This window comes from Streptomyces albidicamelliae (genome assembly GCF_025642175.1).
In the GTDB taxonomy this organism is placed as follows: Bacteria; Actinomycetota; Actinomycetes; order Streptomycetales; family Streptomycetaceae; genus Streptomyces; species Streptomyces albidocamelliae.
Genome location: NZ_CP106795.1, coordinates 1293773 through 1307435 on the forward strand (window position 1 = coordinate 1293773; position 13663 = coordinate 1307435).

The 13663-nt window shown below is 76.1% G+C and carries 7 protein-coding genes and 2 pseudogenes; 5 read left to right on the forward strand and 4 right to left on the reverse strand.

Going from position 1 to position 13663, the window contains the following annotated elements; translation table 11 throughout:
• Window positions 1-31: 31 nt before the first annotated feature.
• From N8I86_RS06165 to N8I86_RS06175, 3 genes and pseudogenes are all read right to left on the reverse strand, one after another.
• A pseudogene (locus N8I86_RS06165) lies at window positions 32-4322 on the reverse strand (cation-translocating P-type ATPase).
• 10 nt (window positions 4323-4332) lie between these two features.
• Window positions 4333-4902 (reverse strand): hypothetical protein, encoded by a 570-nt coding sequence (locus N8I86_RS06170; RefSeq protein ID WP_263277311.1) that lies wholly within the window; start codon window positions 4900-4902, stop codon window positions 4333-4335.
• A 289-nt stretch (window positions 4903-5191) separates the two neighbouring features.
• The gene (locus N8I86_RS06175; protein ID WP_263277312.1) at window positions 5192-5950 is read right to left on the reverse strand and encodes a PaaX family transcriptional regulator C-terminal domain-containing protein; all 759 of its coding nucleotides are present in this window, start codon (window positions 5948-5950) and stop codon (window positions 5192-5194) included.
• A 71-nt stretch (window positions 5951-6021) separates the two neighbouring features.
• On the opposite strand from N8I86_RS06175, the gene N8I86_RS06180 reads away from it, so the two are divergent.
• Both N8I86_RS06180 and N8I86_RS39570 read left to right on the forward strand, forming a co-directional pair.
• Window positions 6022-7695, forward strand: a complete 1674-nt coding sequence (locus tag N8I86_RS06180; RefSeq protein WP_263277313.1) for a DNA alkylation response protein — start codon at window positions 6022-6024, stop codon at window positions 7693-7695.
• Between the two features lie 155 nt (window positions 7696-7850).
• Window positions 7851-9829 (forward strand): annotated as a pseudogene (locus N8I86_RS39570) (HEAT repeat domain-containing protein).
• Window positions 9830-9853: 24 nt separating this feature from the next.
• On the opposite strand, the gene N8I86_RS06190 reads toward N8I86_RS39570, so the two are convergent.
• The gene (locus tag N8I86_RS06190; protein WP_079192501.1) at window positions 9854-10438 is read right to left on the reverse strand and encodes an Rv1733c family protein; all 585 of its coding nucleotides are present in this window, start codon (window positions 10436-10438) and stop codon (window positions 9854-9856) included.
• A gap of 286 nt (window positions 10439-10724) precedes the next feature.
• Between N8I86_RS06190 and N8I86_RS06195 the strand changes: the two genes are divergently transcribed.
• From N8I86_RS06195 to N8I86_RS06205, 3 genes are all read left to right on the forward strand, one after another.
• Window positions 10725-11813 (forward strand): WD40/YVTN/BNR-like repeat-containing protein, encoded by a 1089-nt coding sequence (locus N8I86_RS06195; RefSeq protein ID WP_073895352.1) that lies wholly within the window; start codon window positions 10725-10727, stop codon window positions 11811-11813.
• Window positions 11814-11897: 84 nt separating this feature from the next.
• Window positions 11898-12575, forward strand: a complete 678-nt coding sequence (locus N8I86_RS06200; RefSeq protein ID WP_073894868.1) for a uracil-DNA glycosylase — start codon at window positions 11898-11900, stop codon at window positions 12573-12575.
• A complete protein-coding gene (locus N8I86_RS06205) occupies window positions 12572-13546 on the forward strand; it encodes an N-acetylglucosamine kinase (RefSeq protein WP_263277314.1) in 975 nt (324 codons plus the stop codon). The genes N8I86_RS06200 and N8I86_RS06205 overlap by 4 nt, the downstream gene beginning before the upstream one ends.
• The last annotated feature ends 117 nt before the right edge of the window (window positions 13547-13663 follow it).

The window sequence follows — 13663 nt, forward strand, 5'->3', positions numbered from 1 at the left end:
CGACGGGCCCGCCGCACGGCGTGCGGGTCCGTCAGCCCGGCAGCAGTCGTCCGATGGTCTCCTCCAGGCGGGGCAGGGTCCGCTGGCCCGCCAGGGCCAGGGCGATCGCCGCCACCACACCGGCCCAGGCGACCGGGCCGAGCGGGGTGCAGCCGACGGCGCGGCTGACGCCCGGGGTCTGCACCACGGCGACCAGGGCCACGGCGGAGCCGAGCGAGGTGATCTGCACCAGGCGGCTGTCGCGCCGGTCGAGGAGGGTCTGCACGAGCTGGGTGCCGACCACTCCGCACAGGGCCATGGTGCTGGAACGGCGGGCGGTGCCCGGGGTGAAGCGGCCGATCAGCCAGGCCGTGACGGCGCCCAGACAGGTGGTGAGGGCCCGGTGGCGGATCTGCCGCAGCAGGGGCTCGCCCAGTACTCCGGCCGCCTCCTCCACGTGCGCCAGGTCGGCCTCGCCCTCCTTCTGGGTGACCGCCACGGCCATGGACGGGAACAGGTCGGTGAAGAGGTTGACCATGAGCATCTGCCGGGTGGACAGCGGCGCCCGCCCGGACAGCAGGGTGCCGAGGATGCCGAAGCCGACCTCGCCCGCGTTGCCGCCGATCAGGATGGCGATGGCGTCGGCCACGCTGTGCCACAGCGCGCGGCCCTCGCCGACCGCGTCGATCAGCACGGTCAGGTCGTCGTCGGTCAGGACGATGTCGGCGGCGTTGCGCGCGGCGGCCGAGCCCCGCGCGCTGATGCCGACGCCGATGTCGGCGGCGCGGATCGCGGCGGCGTCGTTGGCGCCGTCGCCGACCATGCCGACCACCCGGCCCGCGTCCCGGAGCGCCTCCACGACCTGGAGTTTCTGCTCGGGCGCCACCCGGGCCACCACACCGGCGTCGCGGAGCATCCGGGCCCGGGCCGCCCGGTCGGCCGCCGCCAGCTCGTCCCCGGTGACCACCACGGTGTCCTCGGGCCAGCCCAGGTCGGCGGCGATGGCCCGCGCGGTCTGCGGGTGGTCGCCGGTCAGCATGACCGGCCGTACGCCCGCCTTGCCGAGCCCGCTGACGAGGGCCGTGGAGGTCTCGCGCGGTACGTCGGACAGCGCCAGCAGACCGGTGAACTCCAGCCCGGCCAGCGGCTGTTCGAGGACCTCGGACACGACGTCGGCCGGGCCGAGCCGCCGTACGGCCACCGCGAGCACGCGCAGGCCGGCCCCGGCGAGCGCGTGGGCGCCGTCGGAGGCGTGTTCCGGAAGGCCGGCGCAGGCGGGCAGCACGGTCTCCGGTGCGCCCTTGACGACGAGCACGGGCGCACCGTCCGCGGCCCGCCCGACGGCGGCGGCGTAGCCGCGCGCCGCCTCGAACGGCAGGCCGGCGAGCTGCGTCCAGTCCGGATCGGGGCCGGCCGCCGTCAGAACGGCCTCGTCGGTGGCGTGCATCGGCCGCTCGGAGCCGCCGTTGAGCTTCGGGCAGGCCCGCGCGGCGGCGCGGACCGTGTCCGCGGACCCGGCGTCGTCGACCGCGTGGAGCTTGCCGTCGGCGTCGGAGGTGCGCACCAGCCGCAGCCGGTTCTCGGTGAGGGTGCCGGTCTTGTCGAAGCAGATGGTGTCCATCCGGCCCAGCGCCTCCAGCGTGCGCGGGGTGCGCACGAGGACGCCGCCGCGGCTCAGCCGCCGGGCGGCCGCGAGCTGTGCGACCGTGGCCACCAGCGGCAGGCCTTCCGGTACGGCCGCGACCGCCACCGCCACCCCGCCGCTGACCGCCTCGCGGATGGGGGTGCCGCGCGCAGCAGCGCGAGCCCGGTGACCGCCGCGCCGCCCGCCAGGGTCAGCGGCAGTGCCTTGCGGGTGAGTTCCTGGAGCCTGGCCTGGACGCCGCCCGCCGGGGTGTGCGGGCGGCGAGGTGCACGGCGCGGGCCGCCTCGGTGCGCTCGCCGGTGTCGACGACGACCGCCCGGGCCTGTCCCGCGACGACGGTCGTGCCCTCGAAGACCATGCAGCGTCGGTCGGCGACCGGGGCGTGCGGCGTCGGGTCCGTCTGCTTCTCCACCGGCAGGGACTCGCCGGTCAGCGCGGACTCGTCGACCTCCAGGCCCTCCTGCCACAGCAGCCGGGCGTCGGCGGGCACGACGTCGTCGCCGTTGAGCTGGATCACGTCGCCCGGCTGGAGCTTGCCCGCCTCCACGGTGCGGGTGCCGCCGGCCGGGGCCTCCTCCGCCGTGGGCACGAGGCGTGCCTTCCGCTTCTGCTCGGCGACCAGTCCGGACAGGGCCCGTTCGGCGCGCAGCCGCTGGATGCCTCCGACCAGGGCGTTGAGGTCGAGGGCGCCGACGACGAGCAGCGCGTCCACGACCGACCCGAGGATCGCGGACGCGGCCGAGCCCACCGCCAGCACCGGGGTGAGCGGATCGTGGAGTTCCCCGCGCACGGCCTGGCCGAGTTCGTAGGACCAGCGTGCCGGGGCCACGGCGGGGTGCCGGACGACGCCCTCGGTCGCCGTGCGCACACGGGCGGTCAGGTCCTCCCAGGGGGTGGTCTCGGCGGCCGGTTCGTGTTCGAGCCGTTCGCGGGCCTCGTCCGGGTCCAGCTCGTGCCAGTGGACGCGGGGGCGCGGGTGCGGGGCACCGGCGGCCGCGACACCGAGTGCGGCCCGTGCCCCGGACAGCAGGGCGGTAGCGGCGCCGACGTCGACGGGTGCGTGCCGGAACCCCGGCAGCACGGCGAGCCGGCCACGTCCGCCCTTGGCCTCGCCGACGGCCACGAGCAGCCCCGAGAGGGCCGCGCCGGAACGGGCAAGGGTCTGCGACCGCCGGCCGACCGCACGGGCCGCGGGGACGGCCGTCAGCACCCGCCACACGTCGGGCAGACCGTGCAGGGCCAGGATGTCCGCCCCCCAGACGACCGCGCCGTCCTGGTCCGTCAGGGCGATGGACACATCGCCGGCGCTCAGGCCGGCCAGGACGTCGTGCTCGTCGGCGGAACGCACGCGCGCGACCGTCAGCACGGCACCGGATTCGCCGCGTGCCTCGTGCACGACGTCGTCCAGCGGACGGCGGGCGTCGACGACCTGGTCGGCGAGCCCGGTGAAGTCCTCGAGGGCGGGGTCGTCCACGACCACCACCTTGAGGCCGGCGCGGCGGGCCGCGTCCAGCACCGGCTCGGTCCACGGGTCGGCCTCGCCGTCCTCGGTGCGCAGCGCGCCGGGGTGCAGGACGACCGTGCCGACCATCTCCAGCTGGCGCAGCCGGTCCGCGTCGCGGACGAGGACACCGGCCCGCGCGAGTGCCGCGCTGAGTACGGCGTGGAAGGCGGCCGGTCCGTAGCGGGCGGCCTTCGGCGAGCCGGCGAGCACCGCCTCCGCCGCCTCGCCTCCCTCGTGCTTGACCAGCAGGGTGGCGGCCGCGCCCAGCACGCTGCCCGCGGAGGCGTGGGAGGCGTACTCCTGGGCCGGGGACTCACGCAGCGGCGGACGCTGCCCGCCGTCCGCGGCGAGGCTGACCTTCTCCGGCGCGCACAGCTGGTCGTGGACCGAGTCGAAGGCGGCGGCGCGGGCCACCGTCTCGGCCACCTGGCAGGCCCGCAGGGCGCCGTCGAGGACGAGGGAGGTGGGGGTCTGGCCGGCGCCGTGGGCGGCGGCGTTCGCACAGGCCAGCACCAGGTCCATCCGGTCGGGGCCCAGCCGGTCGCGCAGCAGGGCGCGGAAGCGGGGGTTCTCCCGCAGCAGCGTCACCACCGCCGTGACCACACGGGGCGAGGGCGTCAGCCGCAGCGAGTACGCGGTGAGTCCGGCGGCGATGCCCACGCAGTCGGCGGCGAGCGTGCTCACGGCGAGGCGTACGCCGGCCGGGTCGGCGGGGTGCGTGGACTCGTCCACGTCGCCGCCGGCCAGGAGCAGTCCGTGCCTCTGGGCCAGTTCGGCGGCGTGTTCCACGACCCGGTCGGTGGCCTCTTCCTCGGTGGCGGTCACCACCAGGCGGGCGAGTCCCTCGTCCCAGTAGGCGAGCAGTACGTCGGGCCGCTCGGCCAGCGTCTCGGCCAGGTGCCGGGCCAGGTGGGCCGTACCGCCCGCGCGCCGGACGTGCTCGTGCTCCAGCGGGCTCAGGGCGAGGTGCGCACGGGCTCCGGCCCGCCAGTGGTCACCGGAGCCGGGCAGCGCGTTGCGGGCCACCCGCGCCACCCGTACGGCGGCGTCCGCGCCGCGCACTCCGGCGCGCGCGGTCCCGGCGGCAGCGCCCGCCGCCACTCCGCACACCGGTGCCGCCGCCCGGGCGAGGAGCCGTGGGGCGGCGGGCAGCAGGCGCGCGGCAGCGGCGGGCGCCGTCAGCAGGCCGAGCACATGTACCTCCTCAGAGCGTGGTGCGGTCGGGGCGTGCCGTGGGACCGAGCGGGCCGGGGGCGGGCTTCGGCTCGGTGCTCACGGAGGGTTCGGGGTGGGGTGGCCGGGCGTGGCCGGACCGCCTGGCGCCCCCGGGCGTCCTGGCGCCCTCGGTGCCGCTCGCGGCCTCCGCTCCGCGGCCGGGTCCGGCGCGGCCGGGCTCGCCGGGTTCCGCGCGGCCGGGCTCGGCGCGGCCGGGCTCGGCGCGGCCGGACCTCAGTGCCGCGCCGCCCACGTCGTGTGCGGGTTCGGGGCGGTGCACCGGCGCGTCCTCCGCCAGGTGCGAGGGCCGGGGCTGGGTCAGCCAGGCCACCGCGGCACCGGTCAGGGCCACCGGCCACTCCACCACTCCCGCGGCCCCGAGCAGCCCGGCTCCCGCGTACACCGCCATGCGCCGGCCGCGGGGCGAGACCGCGCCGACCTTGTCCAGGGTTCCCTCCGCCGCCCGGCCCACGACGCCGGCGCCGGGCACCTTGCGCAGTGCCGAGGCCGCGCCGTGCAAAGGCGCCGTGAGGGTCGACGACGACTTGTGCTCAGCCATGGCTCTCCTCGGGTGAGATCGCCTGCCGTGCGCCCGAGTGCCCACGACCGCGCTGGTCATCCCCGCCGTCACGGGGGGACGCCCCCTCTTCCAGGGAACGCCACGGGGCGCGCCCGCGCCACCCGCCTCAGCCGCGGCACCGCTGCGGTGCGGTGTGCGTCCGTATCCTCGCGCCGACCGGCCACGACCCGACCCCGCACACCGTGCCCACCGGACCACGAAAGAGGGGATGCCCGCTCCGTGAACGGCCCGTCGCGACCGCGCGCGAAGAGGTGGTGTCGGTTCGTCCTCAGTCCACGCCCGCGCCAAAACCCATGGACGCGGTCAGTTCCCGCCGGTAGCCGGCGTAGCCGGTGCGCAAAGCCTCGCCCGGCCAGTCGGCGGGCAGCAGGGCGGGCGGCAGCACGGGGTCGGTGAGGAGGTGGCGCACGGCCGCCGCGTAGACGGTGAGACGGTCGGCCGGGTGCTCGGCGCTGCTCGCGCGCGCGAGCAGCGACCGCGCGGTGGCCGTCCACGCCTCCAGTGGCCACAGCCGGGCCACCAGATCGCGCGCGGGCTCGTCCGGACGGGCCGTGTAGGTCGCGGCCACAGCCTCCAGGCCGCCCGGCAGGGGGCGGTCGAGATTGGCCGGACGCAGCCAGACACCCTCGCGGAGCTCGGCCAGGCGCAGTGCGGTCAGGTGGGTGCGCAGCTCGGCGCGTTCGGCGGGGCCTCGGCCCATGGCGGTGATCACCACCATCTCCCAGTCGCCGTCCCACGCGCGCGTACGGGGATGCACGGCGTCGTCCTGGCGGCGCTGCCGGGCCAGCAGGCGGTCGCTGAGCCGGTAGACGGCGTCGGAGCGCCGCAGATCGCCGGCGGCCGCCATCCGGCTGAGCGCGGCCCGCAGGGTGGAGCCGCCGACACCGAAGGGCTCGACCAGCCGGACGAGGTCCTTCACCGGCAGCTCCGGCGGATGGACGCCGAGGAGCAGGCTGAGGACGACCGACCGGGCGGACAGGGCGCGCAGGCCGGCCGTGTCCGGCTCGGCCGAGTCGTTCATGCGCATGGGCACGTACTCTACGTGCGCCTTCGTGTTGCGTCATTGCTACAGCCGCAGGAAGAGTGCAACATGCTCGTATGGTCTCGATTCCCGCGCAGTCGCCGCAGCAGCCGCCGCAGTCCGCCGCCACGCACGACGTCACCAACCAGGCCCCGCCGCTCGCCCCCTACGACGCCTCCGACGACCGGGCCCTGCTGGAGGGGCTGCGCCGGGAGGGCGCCGGCTGGGCCGAGGAGGACCTCCGGCGGCTGGGCGCGCGTGCGGGGAGCGCGGAGGCGCAGGAGTGGGGCGAGCTGGCGAACCGTCACGAGCCCGTCCTGCGCACCCACGACCGCTACGGCCACCGGGTCGACGAGGTGGAGTTCCACCCCAGCTGGCACCACCTGATGCGGACGGCGGTCGCCGAGGGCCTGGCCGGCACCCCGTGGGCGGACGAGCGGCCCGGCGCGCACGTGGCCCGTACCGCCGGCGGACTGGTGTGGGGCCACACGGAGGCGGGTCACGGCTGCCCCACGTCGATGACGTACGCGGCGGTGCCCGCCCTGCGCGCGCAGCCGGATCTGGCCAAGGTCTACGAACCGCTGCTCACCAGCCGGGAGTACGACCCCGCGCTGCGCGTCCCGGCCGAGAAGCCCGGACTGCTCGCCGGGATGGGCATGACCGAGAAGCAGGGCGGCTCGGACGTGCGTACCAACACCACCGCGGCCACGCCCACCGGTGAGCCCGGCGTGTACACACTGCGCGGCCACAAATGGTTCACGTCGGCGCCGATGTGCGACGTCTTCCTGGTACTCGCGCAGGCCCCGGGCGGACTGTCCTGCTTCCTGGTGCCGCGGATCCTGCCGGACGGGACCCGCAACACCTTCCGCATCCAGCGGCTGAAGGACAAGCTGGGCAACCGTTCCAACGCGTCCTCCGAGCCGGAGTTCGACCGGACCGTGGCCTGGCTGGTGGGTCCCGAGGGGCGGGGCGTGAAGACCATCATCGAGATGGTCAACTGCACCCGCCTGGACTGCGTGATGTCCTCGGCGACCCTCATGCGCAAGACGTTCGTCGAGGCCGGCCACCACGCCCGCCACCGCAGCGCGTTCGGGGCCCGTCTCGTCGACCAGCCGCTCATGCGCAACGTCCTCGCCGACCTGGCGCTGGAGTCGGAGGCGGCGACGACCCTGACACTGCGGCTCGCCGGGGCGGCGGACCGCGCGGTGCGCGGCGACGCCGGGGAGCGGGCGTTCCGGCGGATCGCCACCGCCGTGGGCAAGTACTGGGTCACCAAGCGAGGACCGGCGTTCACCGCGGAGGCCCTGGAGTGCCTGGGCGGCAACGGGTACGTGGAGGAGTCCGGCATGCCCCGCCACTACCGGGAGGCGCCGCTGCTGTCGATCTGGGAGGGCTCGGGCAACGTCAACGCGCTCGACGTGCTCCGCGCCCTCGGACGGGAACCGGACAGCGCCGAGGCCCTGTTCGCCGAACTCGCCCTCGCCCGCGGGGCCGACGCCCGGCTGGACGCCGCCGCGGCCGGACTGAAGTCCGGACTGGCCGAGACCGATCAGGTGGGCGCCCGCCGGCTGGTCGAGCGGATGGCCCTCGCGCTGCAGGCGTCGCTCCTGGTCCGGTACGCGCCGCACCCGGTCGCGGACGCGTTCTGCGCGAGCCGGCTGGGCGGCGACTGGGGGCACTCGTTCGGCACGCTGCCGGCCGGGACCGGCCTGGACGCGATCCTGGAGCGCGCGCTGCCCGGCCGGAACTGATCCGTCGCCACGGCCCTCCCCCGGCGAGCACGTGCCCCTGCGGCACTGGCCGATGACAGCCGACGGATCGCACACAGTCAGCGTACGGTTCCGGACCGTTGTCGCTGCCGTGGTGCAGACTCGCGATCAGGTGGCACTCGTCTGGGGAGGACAACGTGTTCACGGGGATCGACGAGGTCGACTGGGCCTCGCTGCGACACGCGCACGGAAGCGCGGTGGAGGTGCCCGGCTGGTTACGGGCGCTGGCGTCCGCGGACAGCGCCGAGCGAACGACCGCGCTCGACGGGATGTACGGCGCCGTGCACCACCAGGGGAACGTGTACGACTCGACGCTGGCCTGCGTCCCGTTCCTGTTCGCGCTGACGGCCCGCGAGGAGGTGCCCGACAGGGGCGCCCTCGTGGAACTGCTGGTGAGCATCGGCGCGGACAGCAGGGACGCGGACGCGCGGGCACGGGAGGCGGTGTGCGCGGGCGCCGAGGGCTTCGTCGCCCTCGCCGGGGACCCGGACCCCCCGGTGCGGGCGGCGGCGGCCGGTGCCCTCGTCCACTTTCTGGCGGAACCGGCCCGCGCCCTGCGTGTATTGGCCGACCGCGTCCGGGCCGAGCGGGACGACCGTGTGCTGCTCGCGCTCACGGAGGCGCTCGGTCTGTTCGTCCGCCGGTACCCCGCGCACGCCGACGCCGCGGTGGACCTCCTGGCCGAGCAGAGCGCGCCGCCGTACAGCCCCGGGACACGGCTCGCCGCGCTCGGACAGCTCGCGCTCTGCGCGCCCGCGCGGCTCCCGTCCGGCCTGGTGCCGACGGCCGTCCGGCTGCTGCGGGAGCGGTCCGCGCACCGGGTGCCGCCCGGCCCGGGCACGGACACCCTGGTGGGCCGGATACGGCGGCTGCGCCCGTCGGACGAGGAGGGCTCCCGCCTGCTGCGCACCCTGCACACCGCGCTGGGCGACCGGGTGGCGGACCGGACGGTCCTGCTCCTCGGGCAGCTGACCAGCCCGGACCCGGTGGACCGGTGCAACGGCGTGTGGATGGCGGCGGCGCTCTTCCGTGGCTGGCGCGGTGACCACACCCGGACCGTCGAGCTGCTGGGCGGCCAACTCGCCACCGCGCACGACCGGTTACGGGAGGCGGCGGTCACGGTCCTGGCGGAACTGTTCGCCCTGGCCGCGCCCGCCGCCGACGACCTGCACGCTCTGGTGAGCACCCGGCCCGATCTGTGGACGCACCGCTGGGAGCGCTGCGCCCCCACCCTGGGCGGTCCGCTCAGGGCGCTGGCGCGGACGGGCGACGCGCGGGCGGTCCCGCCCTCGCCCAGCTGCTGGCCGGTCCGGCCGCGCCCGCCGACCTGGGCTTCGAGCTCGTGCACCTGAGTCTGGCCGCGGCGCCGCTCGCCCCGGCGGTACGGCACCGGCTCGGCCGCGTCCCGCTCGCCTCCGCGTCCACGGCCCGGCTCGCCGCCCCGCTGCTGTCGGCGGTCAGGGCCCTCGGCGACGAGGACGCGGTGCCGGAGGTGCTCCGGCTCCTGCCGGGTGGGCCGGACGGCACGGGGGCACCGGGCGCCACGGCGGACCAGGCCATCGAGACGCTGGAGGCGCTCGGCGCCGCCGCGCGGGCGCGACCTCTCCTGCGCTCCCTGCTGCGCACCCGGCACGCGGCCGCCGCGGCGGGCGCGCTCTGGTCGGCGGACGGCGACACCTCGACCGTACTCCCGCCGCTCCTGCGCGAGTTGACGGAAGGTGACCCGGTGAACCGCCGTCGTGCCGCCCGGCACCTGGGCCGGCTCGGACCGGCCGCGCGCCCCGCCCTGCCGGCGCTGCGCCGGACCGCCGAGGCGGGACCGGCGCGGGTGCGGACGTCGGCCGCGTGCGCGCTCTGGCGCATCGACGCCGACCCCGGCCCCGTCCTGCCGGTGTTCCGGACCGCCTGGGCGGAGGACCCGCGCACCCGCCTCCCGGTCGCCCGCTGTCTCGGCGCGATGGGCACGGCGGCCGCGCCGCTCAGGGACCTGGTGGCGGCCGAACTCGCCGCCCCTCGCCGGCACACGGCCCGCGAGGGCGGATACGGCGGACACATCCCCGAGGACGAGGCCCTGCTCAGGGCGTGCGGGGAGGTGCGGTCCGGGATGGGCGCCTAGGGAGGGGATTCCGGCGGGTGCAGGTCAGACCGTCCGGCCCCACTGGGGCCCGAACCGGGCCCATTCGGCGTCCCAGTCCTCCATCCGCCGGCGTTCCAGGCGGCCGCGCAGGGCCAGACCGCCGACGAAGGGCACGGCGGCCGCGCTCACCCCGACCAGGACGCCTATCAGGGCGGCCCGGAAGGCGGCCTCGGAGGCCGTGGTGGGCCGGCCGACGAGACGGCCCCGGGGGTCCGTCCAGACGGTGACCCGGGTGCCCGCCCGGCTGCCGGGCTTCACCCGGACCTGGCCGGTGTGGGTGGAGCCGTCGGCCGTCGACCAGCGGACCTCGGCCCAGATCCGCTCGCCGGACGAGACATGGCCGTGCGCGGGGGACGTCCCGGGAACCCGCTCGACGACGTGGGCCACCGCGGGACGCCAGGCGGCGCGCTCCCGGGCGAGTCCGTGCTCCACCGACCGGGCCGCGGCCAGGCCCGCCGCCACTCCGAGCAGCAGGGTCAGCAGCCAGGCTCCGAGGACCACCCAGGCCTCGACCACGTCGGCCCGGCGTTTCAGCGGGTTGCGCCGCCAGCGCCACAGCCACACCTTCGGACCACGGAACGCCTTCAAAGGCATCCTCCTCACGAGCGCACCGACCGGCCGGACCGCACTCCCATACGCGGGAGACCGCCCCGATGCTCACGACGAGCCGTCACCCCGACGGTCGCACGAGACACGCCCTTCGCGCAGGCACATCACGGAAAGCGCTGCCTCTGTCCCCGCCGCCGGCCGGCGACACAGCTGTGACCTGCGCGTACGGCCGCACGAGGGGGATTGTCAGTGGCCGGGTGCACACTGGCCGACATCTGACGGACCTGACGGCTACCTGGACGATGGCGTCCCGGAGGTGATCGGCATGACCGAGGTACTGCTGGCGGTGGGCACCCGCAAAGGCCTGTTCATCGGGCGGCGGCGGGGCGGCGGCGCCTGGGAGTTCGACGAGAGCCCGTATTTCAACGCGCAGGCGGTCTACTCGGTGGCGATCGACACCCGGGACTCCCGGCCCCGCCTGCTGGCCGGCGGCGACAGCGCGCACTGGGGCCCGTCGGTGTTCCACTCCGACGACCTGGGTCGCACCTGGACCGAACCGGCGCGGCCCGCCGTGAAGTTCCCCAAGGACACCGGGGCCTCCCTGGAGCGGGTCTGGCAGCTGCATCCGGCCGCCGCCGAGCCCGGCGTGGTGTACGCGGGCACGGAACCGGCCGCGCTGTACCGCTCGGAGGACCGCGGCGAGAGCTTCGAGCTGGTCCGGCCGCTGTGGGAGCACCCGACCCGCTCCCAGTGGGTGCCGGGCGGCGGCGGTGAGGGCCTGCACACGGTCCTCACGGACGCGCGCGATCCGCGTGCGGTGACCGTGGCCGTCTCGACGGCCGGCGTCTTCCGCAGCGGCGACGGCGGGGCCAGCTGGGCGCCGTCCAACTCCGGTGTGGCCGCCGTGTTCCTGCCGGACCCGGACCCCGAGTTCGGCCAGTGCGTGCACAAGGTCGCCAGGGACGCGGCCGATCCGGACCGGCTGTACCTGCAGAACCACTGGGGGGTGTACCGCAGCGACGACGCGGGCGCCCACTGGACCGACATCGGCGCGGGACTGCCGTCGACGTTCGGGTTCGCGGTGGCCGCCCATCCGAGCCGGGGCGGTACGGCGTACGTGTTCCCGATCAACGCCGACGCGGACCGGGTGCCGGCCGAGCGCCGGTGCCGGGTCTTCCGCACCACGGACGCGGGCGGGACATGGGAAGCGCTGTCCAAGGGACTTCCGGAGGAGGACCACTACGGCACGGTGCTGCGGGACGCCCTGTGCACCGACGACGCCGACCCCGCGGGTGTGTACTTCGGCAACCGCAACGGCGAGTTGTTCGCGTCCGCCGACGACGGCGACAGCTGGCAGCAGCTGGCCTCCCACCTGCCGGACGTGCTGTGCGTACGGGCGGCGGTGGTCGGCTGACACGGCGGGGGGCGCGGGGGCCGCGCCGTCGTGCTCCGGCCATCGGTTGATCGCCGGCCGGTGTACGGCAGTAGGGTGACGCCCGTGGCACCACGACCCTTGCATGAAATCGTCGAACCGGGCTGGGCGCAGGCCCTGGAACCCGTTGCCGGACAGATCGCCGCGATGGGCGACTTCCTGCGTACGGAGATCGCCGCGGGACGCACCTACCTCCCGGCCGGACCGAATGTGCTGCGGGCCTTCCAGCAGCCCTTCGACGAGGTACGGGTCCTGATCGTCGGTCAGGACCCGTATCCCACGCCGGGGCACGCGGTGGGCCTGTCGTTCTCGGTCGCGCCGGAGGTACGCCCGCTGCCGCCGAGCCTGATCAACATCTTCCAGGAACTGCACAGCGACCTGGGGCTGCCCCAGCCGTCCAACGGCGACCTGACCCCCTGGACGCAGCAGGGCGTGCTGCTGCTCAACAGGGCGCTGACCACCGCGCCCCGCAGCCCCGCCGCGCACCGGGGCAAGGGCTGGGAGGAGGTCACCGAGCAGGCGATCCGGGCGCTTGCGGCGCGCGGCAAGCCGCTTGTCTCCATCCTGTGGGGCCGGGACGCCCGCAATCTGCGTCCGCTGCTCGGCAGACTGCCGGCGGTGGAGTCCTCGCACCCCTCCCCCATGTCGGCCGATCGCGGCTTCTTCGGCTCGCGCCCGTTCAGCCGGGCCAACGACCTGCTGGTCCAGCAGGGAGGACAGCCGGTGGACTGGCGTCTGCCGTGACCGCCCCCGGCTTCCTCGCCGTGGACTCGGGCGGTTCCGGTCTCCGGGTCGTCGTCGGGGTGCCCGGGCGGGCACCGTCCGTCCAGCGGGCGAGCCGGGAACCGGTCCGCACGGGCGCGCGGGGCATCGACCCCGCCCATCTGATGGACCAGCTGGTCCCCCTGGCGCGCGCCCTGACGGCGGAGACCGGGGTCGGCGAGCTGGACACGGCGGTCGTCGGCGCCGCCGGGTTCGCCACCCTGGGCGACGCCCTGCGCGCCGAACTGCCCGGCGCACTCGCCGAGGCACTCGGCGTGCGGAACGTGGCCCTCGCCGCCGACGCGGTCACCGCGTACGTCGGCGCGCTCGGGCCACGTCCGGGCGCGGTGCTCGCCGCGGGCACCGGACTCATCGCGGTCGGCACCGACCTGGCCCGCTGGCGGCGGGCCGACGGCTGGGGCCATCTGCTGGGCGACTGCGGGAGCGGCGCCTGGATCGGGCGGGCCGGACTGGAGGCGGCGCTGCGCGCGCACGACGGCCGGGACGGCGGCTCCGCCCCGCTGCTGGCCTGCGTGGAGGAGCAGTTCGGCCCGGCGCCCTCGCTGCCCGGCCTGCTCTACCCGCGCTCCGACCGGCCCGCCGTGCTGGCCTCCTTCGCGCCCCGGGTCGCGGCGTGCGCCCCGCACGACCGGGTCGCCGAGGGCATCCTGCGTACGGCGGCCCGGCACATGGCCGAGTCCGCGGCGGCCGTCTGCCCCGCCGAAGGGGCGTCCGAAGTGGCGTTCACCGGTGGCCTGTTCCACCTGGGCGAACCCCTCCTCGTCCCGCTGCGCCGGGAATTGGCCGATCGGCTGCCGCACGCCCGGCAGGTGCCCGCGGACGGCGACCCGCTGCACGGCGCGGTACGGATCGCGACCGACCTCGCCGGGGGCCGGCTCTCCCTGCCGGATGAACCGACGATGCTGCACGTGACCTGCGTGGCCCGCGGCTGATTCCGCACATGGACGACTGATCCCGACGTCGCCCCAAAAGCCCGACATGAGCACGACGTATGCCCGGAACGGGCACCAAGGCCCCGTAACTCATCAGACAAAACCGGACGGATACCG